We start from the raw sequence: 23,591 nt of genomic DNA, 5'->3' as shown, positions 1-23,591 counted from the left end.
CCGGGCCTCCCGTCCGTGGAGGCGACCGCCTGCGTGACGGGAGGCGCGTGGCCAGGCCGGGCCCGGCCTCCCGTCCGGCGCAGGCGACCGCCTGCGTGACGGTAGGCCGGAGGCCGGAGGCCGGACACGGACCGTCGGCGCGCGGCAAGCTGGAGCAGACGTCGGTCCCGGAGGGGGACCAGCGTCAGCAGACCGGGGGAGTGACGATGGACGACGACCGGCGGCCGGACACGGTCGGCGACGAGAGCACGGCGCGGGTGGGCCGTCGTGCGTCCGTCCTGGCGATCGCGACCGTGACCGTCGCGCTGCTCACCGGATGTGTCCCCGTCATCAGCGGGCCCACGCCGGCACCGTCCCGCAGCGACGTCTCGGTCGCGAACGGCGTGCGCCACACCGGTCCGGCACCCACGGCGATGAGCCGTCGAGACGGCGTCGAGACGTGGGACCTGACCGTGCCGCCCTCCGTCGAGGCGTTCGGCATCGAGACCGACGGGGCCAGTCCGTTCGTCGGCGCCTACTCGGCCACGGCACCGGGAGGACGGCCCGTGCGGTTCCTGCTGCCCGGTGGCAGGGAGGTCCGCGTCACCGCGACCGAGGTGATCTTCGACGCGCTGGACAACGACGAGGAGATGACGGATCGGTCGGGCGAGGTGACCCTGCCCGAGGGGCGGCTGTTCCACCTCGACGTCCACACCGTGCCGGTGGAGGGCGCCACGGCAGGCGTGGCCGGGTACCGTGACGTGCTCCGACAGCTCGACCTGCCGGAGACCTCGGTCGGCGAACTCGAGGACAAGCTCGCGTCGGCTGACTCGATCAACCCGGTGGATGCGTCCGAGCCGATCGGTGCCGGCGTCGACGTGCCGAAGTCGGGCGGCCTCGACTTCGGCATGAGCTCCACGTTCCGGCCGAACGACGAGCCGCCGTTGTTCGCCCTCCGGCTCGCCGGCGTCTGGGATGCGGTGCCGATCCCGTGATGTCCGGCGACGTCGCCAGGGCCACCGGATCGAGCATTCCCCGGTGTGACGAGGACACGAACGGCCGCCGCGCCGGCGGACGGCGGAGCATGCCTCATCGCGGAGGACCCCGACCCGGCACATCGCGCGCTCCTGACGACTAGCCGGCGAGCATGCCCGCTGGCGGTGCGTCCGTCCATGACAGGTGCTGGACGAGTCGCGTGATCCGCCAGCCCTGGTCGGACCGGACGACCACGTGCTCGTACGAGCCGTGCATCACGAAGGTCGGTGCGCCCTGCATGTGGTGCTGGGCGAACATGTACGAGCGCAGGACGGCGGTGTCCGGGTCCGCATCGTCGAAGTCCACCTCGTGGTTGGTGCTCAGGTGCTGGCGGGCGTCCCACCCCTCGAGCCCCTGACGGGCGAAGGCGACGAAGTCGTCGCGGGCGAAGTCGGCCGCCGGCATCCCGGCTTCGCTGAAGTCGACGTGGACCACGTCGGTGAAGAGGTCGCGGAGGCGGTCCCAGTCGGCCCGATCGACGGCGGATGCGTACCGGACCGCGACGGCGGCGATGTCGACCCGGTCTTCGAGGCGGCGGATCCGCTGTTCGAGAGTGGTGGTGGTCATGGGTGCGCTCCTCTGGCAAACTAGTCACCTGCGGTTTGCAAGCAACCTGCAAAAAGTAAGTGAGTGAGGAGCGCCATGTCAACTCCAGACCCGACCCTGTCCTCGAGCACTCCGGGGGACCTCTGCGACACCCTGAGTGAACCGCTGTCGCAGGTGATGACCCTGCTCGGGAGGCGTTGGGCCGGCATGGTCCTCAGCGCGTTGATGCAGGGCCCGCTGCACTTCAACGAGGTCAAGCGCGCCGTCCCCGGGGTGAGTGACCGGGTCCTCACCGAGCGGCTCGGTGAGTTCGTCGACCTCGGGTTGGTCTCGCGCACGGTGTCGGACGGCGGGCCGGTCCGGGTGCGGTACGAACTGACGGAGCGTGGTGCTGCCATGCGGCCGGCCATCACGGAACTCACCCGGTGGGCGGAGCAGAACCTGAGCCCGTCGAACGGGGTGTAAGTCGGCGACTCCGACGTGAGCGCTCCGGGATGACGGGCTCTTCGCGGACGCCTCGACTGCACAGGTCTTGTACATGTAACCTTGCCTGCATGCCCGTCCCACCGAAGCGACGCCTCGTCGCCGACGCCCTCCGCGACGCGATCGCGACGGGCCGGTACGTGCCGGGCCAGCGCCTGCCCGGTGAGCACGACCTGGCCGAGCGATTCGCCGTCAGCCGTGGGACCGTGCGGGCCGCCCTGGCCGACCTGGCCGACGAGGAGTACATCGCGATCCGCGGCGGCATCGGTTCGGTGGTCACGTTCGACGGTGCCGCGCTCGACCCCCGGAGCGGCTGGGCCCGGTCCCTCGAGGCGACGGGCACCGAGGTCGCCGTCCGCGTCCTCCGGATCGCCGTGGTGAGCGCACCGGCGCTCGCCGCCGAACTCGGGCTCGACGACGCCGACTTCGTCGCCGTCGACCGCGTCCGCCACGTGGCCGGGGGACCGGACATCTCCCTGGAACGCAGCCTGGTGCCGCCGTACGGGAGGCTCGCCCGCGCCGTCGACGAGGGTCTCGTCGACGGGTCGCTCACCGCCACGATCGCGGAGACGGGCCTGGTGCCGGCGCTCGCCGAGCAGTGGGTCGACGTGCTCCCGCTCACCGAGGAGGACGCGGCGCTCCTCCACCGGGCCGCCGGGGAGCCGTTCCTCCACAGCCGCCGCGTCTCGCGCACGGCCGACGGCACGTTCGTGGAGGCCGTCGACAGCCTCCTCGACCCGAGCCGGTTCCGCATCCACATGACGTTCGGGAGCGCACGATGACGACCAGCAGCCTGACCGAGCACGCACTCGCGGCCTTCCGGGGCCTGGCGATCGGGGACGCCCTGGGCATGCCGACGCAGTCGATGTCGCTCGAGCAGATCCGCACCGACCACGGCGTGATCGACGGGTTCGTCGACGCCGGGCCGAACCAGCGGATCGCCCACGGCATGCCGGCCGCGAGCATCACCGACGACACCGAGCAGGCCGTCCTCGTGGCGGAGCTGCTCGTGCAGGGGCAGGGCCGGCTGGACCCGGTCGACTTCGCCCGGGCGCTCATCGACTGGGAGCGGACGATGGCCGACAAGGGCTCCCTCGACCTGCTCGGGCCGAGCACGAAGACCGCCGTGCAGCGGATCCTCGACGGGGTCCCGGCGTCCGAAGCCGGGTCGACCGGCACGACGAACGGCGCCGCGATGCGCATCACCCCGGTCGGCATCGCGACACCGCTGGGTTCCGGCACCACCGGGTTGTCGTCGCTGGTCGACGCCGTCCAGGACGCCTGCCGGGTCACGCACGACACCGGGCTCGGCATCGCCGGGGCGAGTGCCGTCGCGGCGGCCGTGTCGGCCGGCGTCGAGGGCGCGACCCGGTCGGAAGCGCTCGACCTCGCGGTCGCGGCAGCCCGGATCGGGGAGACCCGGGGCCACTGGGTCGCCGGCGGCTCGATCGCCGACCGCATCGATTGGGCGCGCGGGTACCTGTCGACCGTCCCCGACGCCGAGCGCATCGACGTCGTGTCCGGCCTGATCGGCACGAGCGTCGCCTCGCAGGAGTCCGTCGTCGCCGCACTCGCGCTCGTGGCGCTGGACCTGGACCCCTGGCAGACCGTCTGCACCGCGGCGAGCATCGGCGGCGACACCGACACGATCGCCGCCATGGCCGGCGCCGTCCTCGGCGCCGTGCACGGCGCGACCGCATGGTCCGCCGACGCCGTCCAGCAGGTGGAGACCGTCAACGACCTGCACCTCGAGGAGCTCACCGAGCAGCTCCTCGACCTCCGCGCCGGCACCCGCCGGTAGCGGCCCCCTGACCGCCGGGCGGCGGTTCCCCCCTTGCCGCCGCCCGGCTCCCCCCTCGCACCCTTCCGATGACGTAAGAGGACCTGATGACCAGCACCCCGACCGACGCCACCACCCGCGCCGGGACCCTGACCACCATCGAGCAGCGCGGCATCGAGCCGGTGCCCGTCGCCGAACGCACCGGGACACCGGGCGCGCTGTTCTGGGTCTGGTTCGCCGCGAACATCTCGATCCTCGGCCTGCCCCTCGGCGCCACACTCGTCGCGTTCCAGGGGCTGACAGTCTGGCAGGCGCTGCTCGTCGCCGTGATCGGCGCCGCCGGGTCGTTCGCCGTCGTCGGGGTCATCTCGATCGCCGGTCGCCGCGGCGGAGCACCGGGTCTGACCCTGAGCCGAGCGGTGTTCGGCGTCCGCGGCAACATCGGCCCGACGTTCATCTCGCTCCTGAGCCGCCTGGGCTGGGAGACCGTGAACACCACGACCGCCGCGTTCGTGCTGCTGTCGCTGTTCACGATCCTGTTCGGCACCGACGGGGGCTCGAAGGCGCACCCGGTCGTCACGATCGTGGCGATCCTGCTGTTCGTCGCCGCGACCGTGCTCATCTCGGGCCTCGGTCACGCGTTCATCGTCGCTGTGCAGAAGTGGGCGACGTGGGTCTTCGGCGCACTGAACGTCTTCGTCGCCGTGTTCCTGGTCGCCCGCATCGACTGGGACGTCGTCGGTGCGCAGCCCGCCGGCCCCGTCGCCGCGATGGTGATCGGCATCGGGACCATCGCGGCCGGGACCGGCATCGGCTGGGCCACCGCCGGTGCCGACATCGCCCGGTACACGCGCACCAGCGTCCGCGCCGGCAAGCTCGTCGCCGCCAGTGCCGCGGGTGCCGGCATCCCGCTCGTCGTCCTGGTCGGACTCGGGTCCCTCGTCTCGGCCGGCGACCCGACCCTCGCCCAGGCCGGGGACCCGGTCGCCGCGATCCGCGACATGCTGCCGAGCTGGATGGCCGTCCCGTACCTCATCGCCGCGTTCGGCGGACTGCTGTTGTCGAACCACCTGTCGGTGTACTCGGCGAGCCTCACCACGCTGACCCTCGGCGTGAAGGTGCCGCGGGTGTGGGCGGTCGCGGTCGACGTCGTCATCACCACGCTCGGCGCCATGTACTTCATGCTCGTCGCCGACGGCTTCTACGCCCCGTTCATCACCTTCATCTCGGTCCTCGCCGTGCCGATCACCGCGTGGCTCGGCGTCTTCATCGCCGACATGGTCCGCCGCACCTGGTACGACCCGGCAGCGCTCCTCGACCTCCGCCGCGGAGGCCGCTACTGGTACGCCGGTGGGGTCGCCTGGCGGGCCGTCATCGCCTGGGTCGGCGCGATCGTCGTCGGCTTCCTGTTCACGAACGTCCAGGTGGGCGACGCCGACCCGGTGTTCGTCGGGGCGTTCTCGGACACCTGGATCGGCGCGAACGGCCTCGGCTGGGTCGTCACGTTCGTCGTCGCGGCCGCGGTCTACCTGCTCACCGGAGGGCCGCGTGGCACGCTGCACGAGCAGCCCGACCAGTCCGCTCCGCTCCCGCACACCGAGCACACCGTCTGATGGGCCGCCTCGTCTCGGTCGGCAACGTCATCGTCGACATCGTGATGCGCATCGACGCGCTGCCCGAGCCGGGCGGGGACGTCATCGCGGACGCGTCGGAGATCACCGCCGGCGGCGGCCTCAACACCATGGTCGCCGCCCGTCGCGACGGCATGGAGGTCGTCTTCGCCGGGCAGTACGGCACCGGCCCGTTCGGGGACGTCGTCCGCCGGGCCCTCGCCGACTCGGGCGTCACCGTCGTGCAGCCCGGCCTCGCCGACGTCGACAGCGGGTACTGCGTGGCCCTCGTCGACGCCACCACCGAGCGCACCTTCGTCACGAGCGTCGGCGCGGAGGGGCAGCTCACCCGCACCGACCTCGACCGCGTCGAGCTGCGTGACGACGACGTCGTGTTCGTCTCCGGCTACGGCCTCGCCCACCCGGTCAACGGAGCGGCGATCACGGACTGGCTCGAGACCGTCCCGCCGTCGGTCCGGGTCGTCTTCGACCCGTCACCGCTGGTCGACACCCTGCCGGCGTCGACCCTGTCGGCCGTGTCCGCCCGGTCCGACGTGGTCAGTGCCAACAGCCGGGAGGCCCGCCTCATGTCCCCGACGTCGGCCACCCTCGCCGAGGCGGCCACCGCCGTCGCAGCGGCAGCGCGGGGCACCGCGCTGGTGCGGGACGGAGCCGACGGCTGTTGGGTGGTCGAGGACGGCAGCGCGCCGGTCCTGGTCCCCGGGTTCCCCGTCGTGGCGGTCGACACCAACGGTGCGGGTGACGCGCACGCCGGCGTGCTGGTGGCGGCGCTGGGACGTGGGGCGGGCCTCCAGGACGCGGTCCGGCGTGCGAACGCGGCGGCGGCGCTCGCGGTGACCAGGCCGGGCCCGGCGACGGCGCCGACGGCGGAGGAGACCGACGCGCTCCTCGTGGCGCCCTGACCGCCAGCCCGTCCGGACGGTCGCCTGCGTTCTCCGGCTGAGCGACACGTGCAGTGTTTCCCGGCCGTCAACTGTTCGTTACGACCCCGTTTCCCGAGCCCAGCGGATCCCGAGGTGCCTCGAAGCTTCCTCTGAGAACCCCTTCACTCGAGGAGACCCTTGTCCAGATCCCTGTCCCGGAGTCGGCTCGCCGCCCTGGCGATCACCGCCACGCTGACTCCCGCCCTCGCCCTGACCGCAGTCCCTGCGTTCGCGGCGCCCACCCCTGACCCGGTCGTCGCCTCCGGCAGCGACTGGGACGTGACCACCACCCCCGGCGGCTACCTGGTGTCCCTCGACCTGGACGAGCCGCTGCCGATGGTCGACGACGCACCCACGCTCGTCGTCGACGGCGAACCCATCGGCTTCGCGACCGAGTCGGCCGACGGGAAGACGCTCCAGGTCCTCACCGCGGACCGGTCCGTCGCCGACGCGAGCGACGTCACCAAGGCGTGGTCGAGCGGGGACGAGGACAAGGCGACCGAGACGACGACCGCGCCCGTCACCCCGCCCGTCCCGGAGAACCGGACGCTCAATCGGCAGATGAAGTCGCTCGCGACCGCCGCCGCGGTGGAGGACCCCTCGACCCCCGGCGCCTTCACGGTGACCGAGGCCGAGTACGACTTCGGTGACCAGGCGGTCCCGCTCGCGGCGATCGGCGGCATCCGCGGCGAGCTCACGGGCAAGATGTACCTGACCAGCGCGGCCGGGCAGCGACCGACGGTCGTGCTGCTGCACGGTCGGCACACCTCCTGCTCGGGCACCGGCGCGAACCCGCTGCGCTGGCCCTGCGGTCCCACGCAGATGAACGTCCGCTCGTACCTCGGCTACGAGGGCACCGCGCGCGCACTCGCGACCCGCGGCTACAACGTCGTGTCGATCGCCGCCAATGCCGTGAACTCGAACGACAACCAGCTCGCGCTCGACTACGGCGCCGAGGCCCGGGGCCAGCTCGTCCTCGACACGCTCGAGATGCTCGGCAAGGCCGACGCCGGTGCAGCCGTCTCGTACGACGACGTCACCACCGCGACCGACGCCGCCCCGAGCACGACCACGACCCGCACGCTCGACGACGCACTCGTCCGCGCGACCACCCGTGCCGACCAGCCGGCCGCCGCCTCCGGCGTCACGGCAGCATCGCTGAAGGGCCGGTTCGACCTGACCCACGTCGGTGTCATGGGTCACTCCCGCGGCGGTGAGGGCGTCGTCTCGGCCGCGACCCTCAACCAGGCGCTCCCGAAGCCGTACGGCATCGAGGCGGTCCTGCCGCTCGCCCCCGTCGACTTCGGCCGCATGACGCTGCCGGACGTCCCGACGTCCGTCTTCCTGCCGTACTGCGACGGCGACGTGTCGAACCAGCAGGGGCAGCACTTCATCGACGACTCCCGGCACGCCTTCGACGACGACGTGCTCCGGTCCGCCGTCTGGGTGATGGGCGCCAACCACAACTTCTTCAACACCGTGTGGACCCCGGGCCTGTACCCGGCCGCCACGGGCGACGACTGGCGGACGAGCGACACCACGTCCACCTGCTCGACGACCAACCCCACCCGCCTCACCGCGGCGCAGCAGTACCAGGTCGGCGTCAGCTACATGACCGGCTTCTTCCGCCTGACGATGGGCGGCGAGACCCAGTTCCAGTCGATGTTCGACGGTTCGGTCAAGCCGTCGACCACCGCGACGCCGTACGCCGACGTCCGCACCATGGCCGCGCAGCCCTCGTCCACGACGAAGCTCGTCACCGACTTCACGACCTCGAGCTCGCTCATCCGCACGGTCGGCGGTGCCACGGCCGCGGTCTGCACCAACCTGACCGGTCGGACGCTGCCGCAGTCGAACCCGTTCTGCGCCACGACGAAGGCCTCGGCCCAGGTCCCGCACTGGACGCCGGGCTCGTTCGCCCCGAACGTCCCGACGTTCCCCACCACGCGGTTCCTCTGGACGGGTGCCTCGACGACGGACCCCGCGGTGCCGAGCACCGGTGAACTCCGCGTCTCCGTCCCCGCCTCCGCGCGCAACGTCACCGGCAGCACGCAGATGACGCTGAAGACCGCTCCCGACGAAGCCGTGCCCACCGGCACCGACTTCCGGATCACGGTCCTCGACGGCTCCGGAGGCAGCTGGTCGACCGCCGCGTCGGCGATCAACCCTCTCGCCGTCAACCGGATGCCGGGCGGCACGAACACCACGCTCAACAAGATCGTGCTGCAGCAGCTCACGATCCCCACGGCTTCGATGACGGGCGTCGACCTGACGAACGTCCGCGAGGTCCGCTTCACCGCGGGCGTCGGCGCGGACGGCACCGGGACCGGTGGCGTGTACCTGTCCGACCTCGCCTTCGACACGCCGAGCGTCGGCACCGCCGTCGCGGCGACCCGCACCACCGTGAACGTCGCCCCGACCACGGTCGAGGAGGGTGACGGCCCCGGCACCGCCGACGTCGCCGTGTACCTGTCCCGCGCCTCCGACCGGCCGATCACCGGCTACGTCAGCGTGCTCGGCTCCGCCACCGGTTCGGTCGGTGTCGGCATGGAGCGCGTGACCTTCGCGCCCGGCGAGACCTGCAAGGCCGTCACCGTCCCGACCGCGGGCAACACCGCGGTCTCCGCGACGCCGAGTTCGGCGTTCAAGGTGAGCGTCACGAACACCCGCAACGCGGTCATGGGCGCCACGGCGTTCACGAACCTGACGGTCCGCGAGGACGACGGTGTCACGGCACCGGCGACCGAGCTGCCGACCGTGGGCGCGCAGGGCGACGTCTGCGCGGAACGCGCCGGCGCGGTCACCCCGGTGACGCTCGGAACGTCCGCCGACACCGTCGCACCGGGCGGCTCGGTCGAGCTCACCGGCGAGGGCTTCCGCGCCGGCGAGACCGTGACGTTCCGCTCCGGTACGACGATCACCGACACGGTGGTCGCCGACGCAGCGGGCGTGGTCACCTCGACCCTGCGGGTCGCGGAGGACGCCGACCTCGGTGCACTCGCCCTCTCCGCCGAGGGTGCCGGTTCCGGCCGGGAGGCCCAGGTCACCATCGCGGTCCTCGCACCCACCGAGACGGTCCTGTCCGTCACGCCGACCGAGCCGGTCGAGGGCGACGAGGTCGTCCTGACCGCCACGGTCACCGGCCGGGACACCGACGGCACGGTCACGTTCCGTGACGGCGACCCGGCTGCACGTGCCCGTGCCGCTGCCGCCATCCTCGGCACCGCCGAGGTGACGGACGGCGTCGCGACGCTGACCCTGGCCGACGGCCTGAGCGTCGGCGACCACACGCTGGTGGCGGTGTTCGGGGCCACCGAGACCGCGGACGCCTCCACGTCCGCCCCGGTGGTCATCACGGTCGCGGCTGCTCCCGTGGCGCCGAGCCCGACGCCCGGCCCGGGTGCGGGTACGCCCGGTGCCGGTGCTCCCGGCGCCGGTACCCCGGGTGCCGGTACGCCGGGCGGCGGGACGGGCAACGGCCCGATCGACACCGTCGGTGGCGGCTCCGGCTCCGGCTCGACCGGCGGCTCGATCGCCGACCGTCCCGGGTCCCTCGCCTGGACCGGCGCCGAGATCGGTTCGGCTGCGCTCGCGGCACTCCTGCTGCTGACGGCGGGCGTGGGGATCACCGTGGCACGTCGTCGTCGCCGGATCGAGTGAGGTCGGCGAGCTGACCCCGAGCAGGGTCGTACCCGGGAGGGTGCGGCCCTGCTCGCTGTGGTCAGCGTGGGGTGCCGTGCGGCGTGCCGGAGGGGGGCGTCACTCCGCCTGTCGCAGTTCGGCCACGTCGCCGTCGGAGCACGTCGAGACGCCGGTGACGCTGTAGCGCTGCGGGTAGGCGTTGAAGCCGATCGTGTTGACCGGACCGCCGCCGCCACGGACACCGGTGAGTGGGTCGACACCACCGCTGACGAAGCGCTCCGTCGTGATGCCCTTGCCCTCCCAGAGCTCCTCGACGGTGCTGATGTCAGCTGCAGGTGCCGTACCGTCCACGCCCTCCCGCTCGAGGATGTAGACGAAGCGAGCGCCGTCCCTCCCGTCCGGCTGCTCACACACCTCGGCATCAGGGCCGCGGTAGAGTACCCAGTCGCCTCCGACCGCCTCGGTCGACTCCTCGACGAGATCGACGACGGCGTCCCTCGCTCGCTCGGGAGTCATGGCGCGTCCGGCCGGGTCGTTCCCACAAGCGGTGAGTGCGAGTGACGCACCCACGAGGACCAGAGCGACGGTGGTGGTCATCCTGCTCTGCGATCGACACAGCACCCTCACGCCCATCCCCTTCATTCCTCGCGACGCAGTTCCTTGACGTCGCCGTCCGAGCACTTCGACACGCCGGTCATGGTGTAGCCCTGCGGGTACGCGTCGAAGCCCACCGAGGTGACGGGACCACCTACGCCGTTCACGCCGGTCAAGGGGTCCGAGCTCCCGCTCTGGAAGCGCTCTGTCGTGATCCCCTTGCTCTTCCAGAGTTCCTCGACGGTGCTGATGTCAGCTGCCGGTGTGGACCCGTCGGCGCCCTCCCGCTCGAGGATGTAGACGAAGTGTGCGCCCTCTCCGCCGCCGGGCTGCTCGCAGACCTCAGCTGCGGGACCGCGGTAGAGCGTCCACTCGCCGCCGACCGCGGTGGTGGACTCTTCAACGAGGTCGACGATCGACTTCTTCGCATCGGACGGTTTCACGGTGGTGCCTCCGGGGTTGTCACTACAGCTGGCAATGGTGAGGGACGCCGTCAGGACGAGAGCGGCGCTGATGCTGCTCCTCACGAAGCCTGGTGTTCGACGGTCGGCCCCGCTCACTCGTTCTTCCGCAGATCACTGACGTCGCCGTCTGCGCATCCCGAGACCGCTGTGATGCTGTAACGCTGTGGGTAGGCGTTGAAGGCGATGGACGTGGTCGGGCCACCTTTGCCCCGCATGCCGAGGAGGGGATCGCTGCCACCGCTTCGGTACGGGGTGGTCGTGATGCCCTCACCGTCCCAGAAGTCCTGCATGGTCTGGACATCTGTCTTCGGGGCGGTGCCCTCCGTGCCGGTTCGTTCCATGATGTAGACGTACCGAGCTCTGTCCTCGGCTCCCTCGCCGCAGGCCTCCACGGAAGGCCCGCTGTAGACCTTCCAGGTGCCCCCGACGACGGCGGCGGACCGTTCGACGATGTCGACGACGTCCTTCTCGACAGTGGCGGGTTCCACGGTGGTGCCTCCTGTGCTGGTGCTGGTGCTGGTGCTGGTGCCGCAGCCGGTGATGCTGAGCATCGCGGAGACCGCGATCAAGGCTGCGATACCGATGCGGCTTGGTCGATCTTGGCGTGGGGGCATGCTCACGGTGCTCTCATCATCTGGTCCAGCATGGATTGCTCGAAGTCGGTCAGCCCCTTGGGCACGAACTCAGTCATCCGCTCCGGTTGTCCGGTGGTCGCGAAGCCGACGTTCGTCAACGACTCCGTACCGGGATCGAGGTACCCCTCACCGTCGGGCGTGCTGACGCCATGGTCCTTCACGCCCTTCAGCTCATCGACGCCAGCGACACCGTCGGCGCCGAACGCGGTGGCTCCGAACTCGCTCGACGTCGGGTCGATGTTGTGGACGGGGCTGAGCCGTCCAGATCCGGCCCACTGGTCGCCCTTCTCGTCGCCGGGCACTGCCCAGACATTGCGGGCTTGCCCCGCGTAGACGTGGGTGGCGTGGAGGTCGTCGGCCTCGGGGATCGAGTTCGGGATACCGGCAGAGCCGATCGTCGTGAACGTGTCGACATGGACGCCGGGCTGTGTCAGGCCGAAGGCCGCGGTGGTCGAGCCGTAGGAATGTGCCACGACGTTCGTGGTCGGCATCTCATCCCCGGCACGGACTGCATCCAGACCACGGATCGACGTCGCGAGGTTGTCACCACCTGGTTCCGCAGCGCCGTTGGTGAGGACGCCGAAGTCGAGGCTGCCCGACATCACTGGGACGGGCGGTGCTTTGTAGCCCATCCAAGCGATGACGGCGCGGTCCTCCGCGCCACCGTCGGCCTGTTGGTCGTAGATGTGCTGCGCGGAAGTGGTCCAAGCACGCATCCCGGTCGTTTCCGAGCCCATCCCGGGCACGGCCCAGGTCACATTGTCCGCAGAGTCGAGGTCGCCGATCGAGACTGCTGCGAGTGGCGGCACGTCCTCGGTCAGCGAGATCAGGTACCGATCGCCCTGGTTCTTGCGCTTGTCCAGCGCGTCGTCGATGTCGCGGAGCGCGTCGAGGTTCGTCGAGGCGCGGAGGTATGCAGCTCCGTTGTCGTACGCGATCGTCGTCTTCAGCGCCTCGACCTGTTCCGCCGCTTCGGTGATGCGTGTCTCAAGGACGACCTGGTTGGCCGTGTCCCGCGCCCAGTAGTCCACGCCCTCCAGGTTCCCGAGCCGACTGAGCACCGGGATGGGCAGGGCCTTCAGGTCGTTCTCGTCGGCCTTCGAGTAGCCGAGCTTCGCCCAGAGTTCCGCGACCTCCGCCGGGGAGAGGTCAGGATCCAGCATCTTCTCGAAGGCCGCCGGGAGCTCGGCGGCAGCGGAGACGTCCAGCGTCGCGTTCGAGAGCGAACCGTGGCCGCCCGCGCGCTCGAACGCTTCGGCGATGCGTTCCGCCCACGCGGCGTCCTCGCCGTTCTCCTCGAGCAGCCGATCGAACCCGGTCAGGAAGGTGGCGGACTCGATCCGCGCCCATCCGCACGACCCCGTGAAGCCGTGCCACGCACTCCGCAGCGTGCTCAACTCCTCGGCGGCGCCCCGGTCCAGCGCACGGTAGGCGGTCGCGAAGGACCGCAGGTGGTCGGGGTCGGCAGAACTCTTTCCCCCGGACGTCCCGTCCCCGGTGCGGGTCCGCCCTCGTGCCGAGAACGACGCCGAGATGGCCGGCGGTGCGATGGGCGTGTCGGACGGCTTGAAGTCGAACCCCATGCCCGCGGGCACCTCGAAGACGCCGAGGGGAGACTCCGCGGCCTTGCGCTCCCGCTCGTCCTGCCGGACCTGCCATGCGGCCAGGTCGGCCTGACGCTCCCGTTCCCGCTTCGCCGCTGCGGTCACCTCGTTCACCTGGTCGCCCAGGTCGTCGAGCACGGACGCGAGCTTCGGCCGGTCCTCGGCTTCGATCTGCGCCGATTCCTCGAAGCGTGTCGCGTAGGCACCGGAGAAGTCGTCCGTGCCCTGCTCGACGGCGGACCGACGGCCAGCGGCTTGCCCGCGGAGCTTCTCGGCGGCTGCCGTCGATGCCTTCACGAGCGCGTCCGCTGTCGCCTCGTCGTACTGGATGTCCCCCATGATGTCCTTCCCCCTGTGCCCCCTCGCGAGCGCACGCTCCCGACTGTACCGATCCCTGCGCCCGGCGTCACGGGGGAGGACGAGGACCCCGCGCCTCCGGCCCGGCGCTGCCGCGCCGTCCTGCCACGCGACCCGAACACGGGACTGGTGCCGCCACCGGTCGCGCGCTTGACTCGTCCCAGGGCACACCGCCCTGCCCACGACCAGGAAGGCCGACCGTGCGCACACTCGTCTACACCAGCACGCAGACCCGACCGATCTCGGACTCCGAACTCGCCCAGATCCTGGCGGTCGGCCGCGAGAAGAACACCCGCCTCGGCATCACCGGCATGCTCGCGCACCGCGACAGCAACTGCATCGGCATCATCGAGGGCGAGGACGACGTCGTCCACGAGCGCTTCGAGCAGATCCGGCTCGACCCGCGGCACACCAACGTCCGGGTGCTCTGCGACGACCCGGTGCAGCAGCGGTCCTTCCCGGACTGGTCCATGGCGTTCCAGCCCCTCGATCCGCTGATGCGCGAGGTCCCGGGGTTCAGCGACCTGTTCGCCGCGCAGCGGCCGAGCGATGCCGAGTTCGGTGCTTCGCGGGCCCGCGCCCTGCTCGAATGGTTCCGCAAGCACCCGCTCGCACCGCTGACGAACCAGAACGCGGCTGACGACGAGGTCCCGCGCACCCGCGCCCTGAACGGCGCGATCGCGGTCCTGCACGACGGCGGCACGACGAGCTTCTCCATCGAGGCGGTGGCCGAGCGCAGCGGGATGAGTGTGTCCGAGATCGAGGGGCTCTTCCCGAACCGGCACGCCCTGCTCGCGGCGACCGTCGAGCGCTGGTCCCGCGCGGTGTCGGCACCCCTGCTCCCGATGATCACCGAACGCGGCACGGTGGCGTTCATGCACGCCCTGTTGGCCGCGCACGTCGAGGAGCCGGGCCTGATGCGCCTGCTCGCCTCCTCGCTCGCCGCGGCCACGGACCCGAAGGTCGACGGTGCGGACTACTACCGGTCCGCCTACCGGAACTTCCGGCAGACGATCCGCACCGCGCTCGCCGCGGACGTCCGCGACGGCCGGGAACCGGCGACGATGGACCCGGAGCGGGGCGCGCAGCAGTTGCTCGCCCTGTACGACGGCCTCCGGCTGCAGGCCCTGCTGACGGGTGACACGGACCCGGTGGACGCGTTCGACCGTGCAGCCGCCCGGATGCGGCGTGGTTGGTCGGAGCAGTACGAGCAGCCGACGTACTGGGACATCCCGGTCGCCTCGGCGCCCTGAGCAGGGCGCCGGATGCGGGAACAACCGGTCTCCCCCGTGGAGTGGGGGCGGTGGAGCGCTCCGCGATCGGGCAGGATGGCGGGAGGGCGTGGACCGGGTATCCGCGCTCTGCTCGCTCACCCAGGGTGGTGAGCCCGGCCGTCTGGTCGCCTTCGGGTGGTGATCAGGCGGCCGAACACGTTCCGGGCGCTGCACTTGTCCGCCGTTCGTCCGACTGTGGAACGCGCTCGATCGGGTCTACCGTCACGTCCGTGCGGCAACGGGGCCGCACTGGTCATGAATCGAGCATCATGCAACGACGGATGAGAAGTCTCGTCGCCCTCGCCGTGAGTGCCGGCGTCGTGGGGGCACTGGTCCCGGCGATCTCGGCCCAGGCGGTCACGACGAGCGACACCCCGGACTTCGGGAGCAACGTCAAGGTCTACAGCCCATCGACCCCGACCTCGACGATCCAGGCGGACGTCGACGCCGCGTTCAACGCGCAGCTGCGCAGCACCACGGCGCAGTTCGGGTCGCAGCGACACGTCTTCATGTTCAAGCCGGGCAGCTACAACCGGGTCTGGGCGAACCTCGGCTTCTACACGACGGTCGCCGGTCTCGGGAAGAACCCCGACGACGTCACGATCACGGGAGCCGTGAACGTCGACTCCGGCTGGAACGCGGGCGACGAGTCGAACGCGACGCAGAACTTCTGGCGGTCGGTGGAGAACGTCGCGGTCGTCCCGGAGGGCGGCACCGACCGCTGGGCGGTGTCGCAGGCGGCCCCGATGCGCCGGGTGCACATCAAGGGCAACCTGACGATGGGTCCCTCGAACCAGGACGGCGGCCAGGGCTACTCGTCCGGCGGGTACATCGCGGACAGCAAGGTCGACGGCACCGTCACCTCGGGCTCGCAGCAGCAGTGGTACACGCGCAACTCCACGCTCGGCTCGTGGCAGGGCGGCAACTGGAACATGACGTTCTCCGGTGTGCAGGGTGCCCCGGCGAACGACTTCTCGAAGAGCTACACGACGCTCGCCACCACGCCGACGACGCGCGAGAAGCCCTACCTGTACGTGGACTCGTCGAACAAGTACCACGTGTTCGTCCCCTCGCTCCGGCAGAACTCGAGCGGTGTCACCTGGCCGAACACCGCGGGCACGGACATCCCGATGCGGAACTTCTACGTCGCGCACCCGGGTGACACGGCGGCGACGATCAACAGTGCGCTCGCGCAAGGGCTGAACCTGTTCTTCACCCCGGGCACCTACCAGCTCGACGCGGCGATCAACGTGCAGCGGGCGAACACCGTCGTGACCGGCATCGGCTTCCCGACGCTCGTGCCGACCAAGGGCAACTCCGTCCTGGTGTCGAACGACGTCGCTGGTGTGAACGTGTCGAACCTCGTGGTGGACGCCGGCACGCAGAACAGCACGCAGCTGGTGCGACTGGGCACGGCGGACTCGCACATCGACCACGCGGCGAACCCGCAGAGCATCCAGGACGTCTTCTTCCGCGTCGGGTCGAGCATCCAGGGCAAAGCCAGCACCTCGCTGCGGGTCAACGCCGACGACACCCTGATCGACCACATCTGGGCGTGGCGCGCCGACCACGGTGGCGCACCCACGGGGTGGACGGTCAACACCGGTGCCACCGGCGTCGAGGTGAACGGCAACGACGTCCTCGCCACCGGGCTCTTCGTCGAGCACTACCAGAAGTACGAAGTGCAGTGGAACGGCGACAACGGCAAGACAATCTTCTTCCAGAACGAGATGCCGTACGACGTGCCGGACAACGCCTCGTGGCAGAGTCCGACCGGGGCCGGGTACGCGGCGTACAAGGTGGCGTCGAACGTCACGAAGCACGAGATCTGGGGCGGCGGTGTCTACTGCTTCTTCAACACGAACAAGGCGGTGCGCGCCGACCGGGCCTTCGAGGTGCCGCAGACGCCCGGCGTCCGTGCACACAGCCTGGTGACGGTGTCCCTCGGTGACGTGGGCACCATCTCGAGCATCATCAACGGGGTCGGCGGAGCGGTGCCGACGCCGGCGGGCAACACCGCCCCGAACCGGCTGGCGAACTACAACTGATCGTCGGTCGCGACGCGACCACACGACGGACGGGAGGCCCGGGACCAGTCGGTCCCGGGCCTCCCGTCCGTCCGTCGCCGCCAGCGTGGGTCCGCGGTGCCCGTCCCTCAGGACCGACGTGACGCCCGCGGCAGGAACGTCTCGTCACGCAGCGACTGCTCGATCTGCTCGAGCGACCGTCCCTTCGTCTCCGGGACCCGAAGGAACACGAGCACCCACCCGAGCACGTTGAGGGCCGCGTACACGAGCATCGTGCCGCCGAGCCCGATCCACCCGGTGAGGGTGAGGGCAGTCGAGGTCACGAGCAGGTCCGCACCCCAGAGCACCATGGCGTGCAGACTCGTGGCCGCGGCCCGGACCCGCAGCGGGTACATCTCGGAACCGATCAGCCAGCCGACCACCTGGATGCCCCCGGCCTGGAAGAACATGAACGCCAGGATGAGCACGATCGTCAGCACCGGAGAGGGTTTGCCGTCCTGCAGGAAGAAGAGCGCCCCGAAGAGCCCGATGCTCATCGCCGCTCCCGGGAGCATGACGAGCGTCAACCGCCGACGCCCGACACGGTCGACGACCCGCGACCCGACGAACGTCATCACCAGGTACACGACGCCGACGCCGACGTTGGCCCACAGCGAGTAGACGTGCGGGAACCCGGCGTCGGTGAGGATGGTCGGTGTGTAGTAGATCATCATCTCGAGGCCGGTCAACTGCGTGAACGCCGCCACGATGAGACCCGCCACGAGCGCCGGACGCACCCACGGTTTGCGGAGCTGCGACCACTGCCCCTTCCCCGAGTCCGGTTCGGCGTCGTCGAGCCGGCGGATCTCGTCGAGTTCGTCCTCCGCGGCGCGGCTGGTCGGCCGCAGCCAGCGGAGGACCTGGCGAGCCGGTCCGACCCGGTCCTTCGACACGAACCACCGTGGGCTCTCCGGCAACCGCAGCATCCCGAGCAGCAGCACGATCGCGGGCGCCGCGGCGACACCGATCATGAACCGCCACGAGACGACGCCGTTGAGCGTGACCCCGACGAGGGCTGCTGCGAGGATCCCCACGCCGATGGCGCAGTTGAACACGGTGACGAGGCTCCCTCGCCGGGGCCCCGGGGCGATCTCCGCGATGTAGGTCGGGATGGTCTGGGTCGACCCGCCGACAGCCAGCCCGAGGAACAGCCGGCTGAGCACGAGGAACACCGGGCTCGGCGAGACCGCGGCGAACAGGACACCGAGCATGAACACCGCCGCGATGAGCAGGATGGTCCGGCGTCGGCCGACCCGGGCCGAGACCGGCCCGGTGAGGAAGGCGCCGAGGATCGCACCGACGAGGATCGACGCGGTGATGAACTCCTTGACGGCGGAGCCGACGGAGAACTCCTTGCCGATCTCGATGAGGGTGCCCGAGATGACGCCGGTGTCGTAGCCGTACAGCAGCCCGCCGAGCGCCGCGACGAACGCGACCCGGGTGACGTGCCGCTTGACGGAGCGGGCCTTCTCGGCGTCGCCCGTGCCCTCCGGGATGGCCGGCGGGACGCCGGGGACCCGGTCGTCGTCAGTGGTCGTGTTCGTCATCCGGGCCCTCCGCCTCACCGGTCCGGCACGCGCCGGACCGGCGGTCACGGTAGACGGAGGACTGCGAGCGGACGGGGAGCTTGTACGGATCACGCCGTGTACGGAAGTCCCCGTCGTCGGCGCGGTACACCGCCTGAACGGCTCCTGACCGGGTTCAGTCCCGCGCGATGACGCCCTGCCGCAGCATGTCCCGCGCGACCCGGGCCCGCGGGATCACCCACAGCGCGCTCCACAGCGCCAGTCCGGCCCAGAGGCCGAGGAGCAGCAGGGTGATCACCGTGCCGTGCTGGTCGCGCATGGACCAGGTCATCGCACTCCAGAAGACGCAGAGCACGATCTTGCCCCAGCCGCCGACCTGCTGGTCCGCCTGGGCCTGCAGCCGCGGGACCCAGACGTCGGCGGGCACCTCGGTGGGGACGCGACGATCGGTCACCCACCGTTCGACCATGACCACGCGCTCGTACCCGCCCTCGGCGCGCCACGAGCGGAGCAGCAACCAGCCGGCCACCACGGCGCCGGCGACGGCGGCGGGCAAGCCGACCGACACGAGCACCTGCGGGGTCGCGGTCCGGAACGACGACAGGACGAGCATGACGAGGACGAGCGCGAACGCGGCACCGGCCACCGCGGTGCCGAGCAGCCGGAGCCGCCCGGCTTCGTCGACCACTCCGACCCCGTGCACGCTCCGACCGTACCCGTGGCGGCCGACCTCCCGCTGCCCGCCGGGGGCAACGCACAGGAGGCCCGTCACCGGTCCGACGGACGGGTGACGGGCCTCCTGGAAGGGGTCCGCCTGTACTGCGGTACCGGCATCGGCGTGCTGGCCCGGGGTCAGTCCCCGGCGTTGATGAGGCCGAGCCAGCGGCCGAAGCCCGCGTGGTCGTCGTCCTGCAGGTGGAGGTGCGGGTGGCGGGCGAGGTCGTCGCGCTGGCCAGGGGTGCGGTCGTCGTCGATCACGGCGGACTCCTTCTCGTTCGGGGGTGTTCATCTCTACACGCGGGCCGCCGCGGACATTCCCGTTCCGGCCCGCCGTACCGGGGGACACCGCTGCGACCCGGCTGAGTCCGGCCCGCCCGGTCCTGGTACTCCTTGGGGATCGGCTGCGCCCGCAACCGAGGACGAGGTGGACGCCATGGTCGACGCGAGGACCTACGACGAGTCCGGGTACTGGTACCCCGACCGTGCGGCGAAGAGCGGCGTGGAGCTGCTCAACGCCATGCGCCGCTACCGGTCCGCCGAGGTCGCCATGCGCCAGCGCACGCGCGACACCATGCACATGGGCGCCACCGACATGGCCGCCGTCCGGTTCCTCCTGCAGGCCCGACAGCGCGGCACCGCGGTGAAGCCGACCGGACTGGCCGCACACCTCGGCATCACGACCGCCTCGACCACGGCCCTCGTGAAGCGACTCGTCGCAGCCGGACACGTCGACCGGCAGACCGACCCCGACGACGGCCGCGGGTTCCTGCTCGTCGCGACGGACTCGGGCGACGAGACGGTGCGGTCGAACCTCACCGCCGTGCACGCGCGGATGATCGCCGCCGCCGACCGGCTCTCCCCGACGACGATCGCGGAGATGAGCGCCTTCTTCGCCGAGATGACGGCCGCGATGGACGACGCCGCCGCGGTGGTCCCGGACGACGCTCGCGGTGCCGTGGCCGTCGCCGTGCCCGCCCACCACTGACCGCCACCAGCCGCGCTGAGTAGCGTCGGGCACGTGCCGACGTCCGCACCGCGCTGACGTCCGCACCACGGCGGCGTCCGGACCGCGACGACGCCGGCAGGGAAACGAAGGAGACCACCCGCATGTCCAAGAAGAGCCGGACCACCAGCACCCTCACGCGCGCCCTGCTGCTCGGGGTCCTCAGCGGAGGCCGCTCGGCCACCCCGCTCGCCGTCCTCGGCCTGCACCAGGGCGACAAGCGCCTGTCCGGCGACTGGCAGAAGTGGAAGACCTTCGACTCGTCGCTCGGCCGCGCCGGGCTCGTCGCGGGTGCCGCAGGCGAGATCATCGGCGACAAGATGCCGAAGACCCCGAACCGCATCGCCCTCCCCGCACTGCTCGGACGCATCGGCGCCGGCGCCTTCGTCGGTGCGGCGTTCGGGACCACCACGAAGTCCGGGAAGTCGGACCTGCGGATCGAGGGTGCCATCGTCGGCGCGATCGGGGCGCTCGTCGGCTCCTACGTCGCCTGGGCGGCCCGCAAGGCCGTCGGCACGGTCCTGCCGGACCCGGTGGTCGCCGTCGCTGAGGACGCCGCCGTCATCGCCGGCTCGCGTGCGGTGGTCCGCGGCGCCTGACCCGCGAACGGACGGACGGGAGGCCCGACTCACCTGCTGAGCCGGGCCTCCCGTCCGTCGTCGTGTCGGCGGCTACCAGCGCTCGTGCACCGTGGCGCGGAACCAGCGGTCGTAGAGGTCCTGGACCGTCGCGTCGAGGTCGGCGGGCAGCTCGAGCGAGCCGGCGGCCGCGTTCGACCGGGCCTGCTCGGCGTTCCGCGCACCCGGGATCGCGGCGGTCACGCCGTCCTGCGCGACCACCCACGCGAGCGCGGCCTGCGGGACCGAGACACCCTCGGGCAGGGAAGCGGCGAACTCCTGCGCGGCACGGACGCCGTCCTCGAACGGGACGCCGCTGAACGTCTCGCCCTGGTCGAAGGCCTGGCCGTCACGGTTGTAGGTGCGGTGGTCCTCCGGCGCGAAGGTCGTCTCGGTCGTGTACTTGCCGGAGAGGAGCCCCGAGGCGAGCGGGACACGGGCGAGGATCGCGACCCCGGCCTCCCGGGCGGCGGGGAGCACGCGGTCGAGTGGCTTGAGGCGGAACGCGTTGAGGATGATCTGCACACTCGCCACTCCGGGACGGGCGATCGCGGTCAGGGCCTGGTCGGCGGTCTCGACGGAGACGCCGTAGGCGGCGATCGACCCGTCGGCGACCAGTGCGTCGAGGGCGTCGTAGACCGCATCGTCCTCGAAGACGGCGGTCGGCGGGCAGTGCAGCTGGACGAGGTCCAACGTGTCCTGACCCAGGTTCTCCCGCGACCGGTCCACCCACTGGCGGAAGTTCCCGGCCACGTAGTTCGAGGGGACCTGGTCGACCCGGCGGCCCATCTTCGTGGCGACCGTGACGTCGGCCTCGGGATGCGCGGCCGTCCAGCGGCCGATGAGCTGCTCGCTCCGGCCGTCGCCGTACACGTCGGCGGTGTCGAACAGGGTGATGCCGGCCTCGGCGGAGGCGTCCATCACTGCGAAGGCGTCCTCCGCGGCGACCGGACCCCAGTCACCGCCGAACTGCCAGGTGCCGAGACCGATCACGGATACGTCGCGGCCGGTACGGCCGAGGGTGCGTCGCTGCATGACCCCGACGGTAGCCCCTGCCCGCCGAGGAGCCCGTCCGCTCATCCGCTCCGCGTGGGGAGAGGTGCACCGCGCGTACGGTGACGGCATGAGCAGCAAGCGCATCGTCGTCGTCGGCGCGACCGGTCACATCGGCACCTTCCTCGTTCCGCGACTGGTGCGTGCCGGACACCACGTCGTGACCATCAGCCGCGGCACGCGCTCGGCCTACGTCGACGCCCCGGAGTGGCAGCAGGTCGAGCAGGTCACCGCCGACCGTGAGCAGGAGGACCGCGACGGCACATTCGGCGACCGCATCGTCGCGCTCCGGCCGGACGTCGTCATCGACCTGGTCTGCTTCACCCTGGAGTCGGCACGGGCGCTCGTCTCGGCGCTGCGCGGCACCGACGTCCACCTGGTGCACTGCGGGTCGATCTGGCGGGCAGGGCCGAGCGCGGTGCTGCCGGTCACCGAGGACAACGCGACGCCGCCGCAGGGCGAGTACGGCACCCAGAAGGACGCCATCGCCCGTCTGCTCCAGAAGGAAACCGCCTCGGGTGGTGTCGTCACGACGTCGCTCCACCCCGGACACATCAGCGGGCCGGGCTGGGCGCCGATCGGTCCGGTCGGCAACCTCGACCCCGCGGTCTGGCAGACGCTGTCCGCCGGCGAACCCCTGCTCGTCCCCGGACTCGGAGCCGAGTCGATGCACCACGTGCACGCCGACGACGTCGCCCAGGCCTTCGAACTGGCCGTCGAGCACCGGGACGCGGTCGCCGGCGAGGACCTCACGGTCGTCGCCCCGACCGCGCTCACGGCACGCGGGTACGCCGCGCTCGCCGCGTCCTGGTTCGGCCAGGAGGCCCGGCTCGAGTCCGTCTCCTGGGACCGGTTCCGCGAGGCGGTGCCGGCCGAGCACGCCGACGCGAGCTGGGAGCACCTGTCCCGGAGCCACGTGTTCAGCATCGACAAGGCGCGGCGGCTGCTCGGCTACGCGCCGCGGTACACCGCGGAGGAGACGGTGCTCGACGCGGTGCGGTGGCTCGTCGACAACGACGAGGTGGTGGTCGCGGGGCCGCTGGTCGTCTGAGACGGAGCGGGCGGACGCCGCTGTCGGTGCTGCTCGGTACCGTCCCGGCATGAGCACGATCTACTCCGTCGCGGCGTCCCTCGACGGGTTCGTCGCGGGACCCGACGACGACCTCGACTGGCTCCTGCAGTTCGGCTTCGACGCGTTCCAGGAACACCACGACCGCTTCGCCGCCGGTGTCGGCGCCCTGGCGATGGGGGCCACGACGTACGAGTGGCTCCGCACACACGACGACACGTGGCCGTACCAGGACAGGGTGACCTGGGTCTTCTCGTCGCGGAGCCTCGAGGTCCCGACGGACGGTGACGTCCGTGTGGTCAGCGGCGACGTGCGGGACCACCACGGCCAGGTGGTGACGTCCGCCGGGGGCCGTGACGTCTGGATCGTCGGTGGTGGTGTCCTCGCCGCCCAGTACCAGCAGGCCGGGTTGCTCGACGAACTCCACGTCACGGTGATGCCGATCGCGCTCGGAGCCGGCACGCCGCTCCTGCCCGTCGGCTCCGACACGGGTGTGCTCGACCTCGTCGGCACGACGGTGTTCGACGGGGGAGCGGTCGAACTGCGCTACCGGACGTCGAACCCGGGCTGAGACCACGGTGTCGGCAGGG

Annotated in this window: 22 protein-coding genes; 13 read left to right on the top strand and 9 right to left on the bottom strand. The window is 71.3% G+C overall.

Going from position 1 to position 23,591, the window contains the following annotated elements; genetic code table 11:
• The first annotated feature begins 206 nt into the window (after window positions 1–206).
• Window positions 207–974 (top strand): hypothetical protein, encoded by a 768-nt coding sequence (locus DEJ18_RS15650; protein WP_146241501.1) that lies wholly within the window; start codon window positions 207–209, stop codon window positions 972–974.
• A gap of 139 nt (window positions 975–1,113) precedes the next feature.
• Here the strand turns inward: DEJ18_RS15650 and DEJ18_RS15645 are convergent, their stop codons facing one another.
• Window positions 1,114–1,581 (bottom strand): nuclear transport factor 2 family protein, encoded by a 468-nt coding sequence (locus DEJ18_RS15645; protein ID WP_111082128.1) that lies wholly within the window; start codon window positions 1,579–1,581, stop codon window positions 1,114–1,116.
• A gap of 75 nt (window positions 1,582–1,656) precedes the next feature.
• On the opposite strand from DEJ18_RS15645, the gene DEJ18_RS15640 reads away from it, so the two are divergent.
• The 6 genes from DEJ18_RS15640 to DEJ18_RS15615 all read left to right on the top strand — a co-directional run bounded on the left by DEJ18_RS15640 (window position 1,657) and on the right by DEJ18_RS15615 (window position 10,037).
• Window positions 1,657–2,025 (top strand): winged helix-turn-helix transcriptional regulator, encoded by a 369-nt coding sequence (locus DEJ18_RS15640; RefSeq protein WP_111082129.1) that lies wholly within the window; start codon window positions 1,657–1,659, stop codon window positions 2,023–2,025.
• A gap of 89 nt (window positions 2,026–2,114) precedes the next feature.
• The gene (locus DEJ18_RS15635) at window positions 2,115–2,825 is read left to right on the top strand and encodes a GntR family transcriptional regulator (RefSeq protein WP_181431193.1); all 711 of its coding nucleotides are present in this window, start codon (window positions 2,115–2,117) and stop codon (window positions 2,823–2,825) included.
• Window positions 2,822–3,844, top strand: a complete 1,023-nt coding sequence (locus tag DEJ18_RS15630) for an ADP-ribosylglycohydrolase family protein (RefSeq protein WP_111209877.1) — start codon at window positions 2,822–2,824, stop codon at window positions 3,842–3,844. The genes DEJ18_RS15635 and DEJ18_RS15630 overlap by 4 nt, the downstream gene beginning before the upstream one ends.
• Window positions 3,845–3,930: 86 nt before the next feature.
• Window positions 3,931–5,436, top strand: a complete 1,506-nt coding sequence (locus DEJ18_RS15625; protein ID WP_111209878.1) for a purine-cytosine permease family protein — start codon at window positions 3,931–3,933, stop codon at window positions 5,434–5,436.
• Window positions 5,436–6,356, top strand: coding sequence for a PfkB family carbohydrate kinase (locus tag DEJ18_RS15620; RefSeq protein WP_111209879.1), 921 nt, complete (start codon window positions 5,436–5,438; stop codon window positions 6,354–6,356). Before DEJ18_RS15625 ends, DEJ18_RS15620 begins: the two co-directional genes overlap by 1 nt.
• 159 nt (window positions 6,357–6,515) lie before the next feature.
• Window positions 6,516–10,037 (top strand): Ig-like domain-containing protein, encoded by a 3,522-nt coding sequence (locus DEJ18_RS15615; protein WP_111209880.1) that lies wholly within the window; start codon window positions 6,516–6,518, stop codon window positions 10,035–10,037.
• Between the two features lie 99 nt (window positions 10,038–10,136).
• On the opposite strand, the gene DEJ18_RS15610 is transcribed toward DEJ18_RS15615, so the two are convergent.
• From DEJ18_RS15610 to DEJ18_RS15595, 4 genes are all read right to left on the bottom strand, one after another.
• The gene (locus DEJ18_RS15610) at window positions 10,137–10,616 is read right to left on the bottom strand and encodes a hypothetical protein (RefSeq protein ID WP_111209881.1); all 480 of its coding nucleotides are present in this window, start codon (window positions 10,614–10,616) and stop codon (window positions 10,137–10,139) included.
• Between the two features lie 41 nt (window positions 10,617–10,657).
• Window positions 10,658–11,056, bottom strand: a complete 399-nt coding sequence (locus DEJ18_RS15605; RefSeq protein ID WP_111209882.1) for a hypothetical protein — start codon at window positions 11,054–11,056, stop codon at window positions 10,658–10,660.
• A 113-nt stretch (window positions 11,057–11,169) separates the two neighbouring features.
• On the bottom strand, window positions 11,170–11,697 hold the full coding sequence (locus DEJ18_RS15600) for a hypothetical protein (protein ID WP_220034300.1): 528 nt from the start codon (window positions 11,695–11,697) through the stop codon (window positions 11,170–11,172).
• Window positions 11,694–13,655, bottom strand: a complete 1,962-nt coding sequence (locus tag DEJ18_RS15595; RefSeq protein WP_111209884.1) for an alpha/beta hydrolase — start codon at window positions 13,653–13,655, stop codon at window positions 11,694–11,696. The genes DEJ18_RS15600 and DEJ18_RS15595 overlap by 4 nt, the downstream gene beginning before the upstream one ends.
• Window positions 13,656–13,873: 218 nt before the next feature.
• Between DEJ18_RS15595 and DEJ18_RS15590 the strand changes: the two genes are divergently transcribed.
• Both DEJ18_RS15590 and DEJ18_RS15585 read left to right on the top strand, forming a co-directional pair.
• Window positions 13,874–14,926, top strand: a complete 1,053-nt coding sequence (locus DEJ18_RS15590) for a BLUF domain-containing protein (protein ID WP_111082143.1) — start codon at window positions 13,874–13,876, stop codon at window positions 14,924–14,926.
• A 302-nt stretch (window positions 14,927–15,228) separates the two neighbouring features.
• A complete protein-coding gene (locus DEJ18_RS15585; RefSeq protein ID WP_111209885.1) occupies window positions 15,229–16,995 on the top strand; it encodes a pectate lyase-like domain-containing protein in 1,767 nt (588 codons plus the stop codon).
• Window positions 16,996–17,102: 107 nt separating this feature from the next.
• Here DEJ18_RS15585 and DEJ18_RS15580 read toward each other — a convergent pair whose 3' ends face one another.
• The 3 genes from DEJ18_RS15580 to DEJ18_RS15570 form a co-directional block, all read right to left on the bottom strand.
• Window positions 17,103–18,560: a sugar porter family MFS transporter gene (locus tag DEJ18_RS15580; protein ID WP_111209886.1), complete on the bottom strand. Its 1,458-nt coding sequence runs from the start codon at window positions 18,558–18,560 to the stop codon at window positions 17,103–17,105.
• 154 nt (window positions 18,561–18,714) lie between these two features.
• Entirely contained in the window at window positions 18,715–19,242 is a 528-nt protein-coding gene (locus tag DEJ18_RS15575; RefSeq protein ID WP_111209887.1) for a hypothetical protein, read from the bottom strand.
• 149 nt (window positions 19,243–19,391) lie between these two features.
• A complete protein-coding gene (locus tag DEJ18_RS15570) occupies window positions 19,392–19,517 on the bottom strand; it encodes a hypothetical protein (RefSeq protein ID WP_258365834.1) in 126 nt (41 codons plus the stop codon).
• A 175-nt stretch (window positions 19,518–19,692) separates the two neighbouring features.
• On the opposite strand from DEJ18_RS15570, the gene DEJ18_RS15565 reads away from it, so the two are divergent.
• Complete coding sequence (locus DEJ18_RS15565) at window positions 19,693–20,244, top strand: MarR family winged helix-turn-helix transcriptional regulator (RefSeq protein ID WP_110824392.1); 552 nt, start codon at window positions 19,693–19,695, stop codon at window positions 20,242–20,244.
• A 122-nt stretch (window positions 20,245–20,366) separates the two neighbouring features.
• Window positions 20,367–20,861, top strand: coding sequence for a DUF4126 family protein (locus DEJ18_RS15560; protein WP_110824391.1), 495 nt, complete (start codon window positions 20,367–20,369; stop codon window positions 20,859–20,861).
• 72 nt (window positions 20,862–20,933) lie between these two features.
• Here the strand turns inward: DEJ18_RS15560 and DEJ18_RS15555 are convergent, their stop codons facing one another.
• Window positions 20,934–21,914, bottom strand: coding sequence for an aldo/keto reductase (locus tag DEJ18_RS15555; RefSeq protein ID WP_111209889.1), 981 nt, complete (start codon window positions 21,912–21,914; stop codon window positions 20,934–20,936).
• Between the two features lie 88 nt (window positions 21,915–22,002).
• Between DEJ18_RS15555 and DEJ18_RS15550 the strand changes: the two genes are divergently transcribed.
• Window positions 22,003–22,983 (top strand): NAD-dependent epimerase/dehydratase family protein, encoded by a 981-nt coding sequence (locus tag DEJ18_RS15550; protein ID WP_111210126.1) that lies wholly within the window; start codon window positions 22,003–22,005, stop codon window positions 22,981–22,983.
• Between the two features lie 49 nt (window positions 22,984–23,032).
• Window positions 23,033–23,572, top strand: a complete 540-nt coding sequence (locus tag DEJ18_RS15545) for a dihydrofolate reductase family protein (RefSeq protein ID WP_111209890.1) — start codon at window positions 23,033–23,035, stop codon at window positions 23,570–23,572.
• Window positions 23,573–23,591 lie beyond the last annotated feature (19 nt).

The sequence above is a fragment of the Curtobacterium sp. MCSS17_015 genome (genome assembly GCF_003234265.2).
Lineage (GTDB): Bacteria > Actinomycetota > Actinomycetes > Actinomycetales > Microbacteriaceae > Curtobacterium.
Note: the sequence above shows the minus strand (reverse complement) of the source record. Positions and strands in the feature narration are given on the sequence as shown.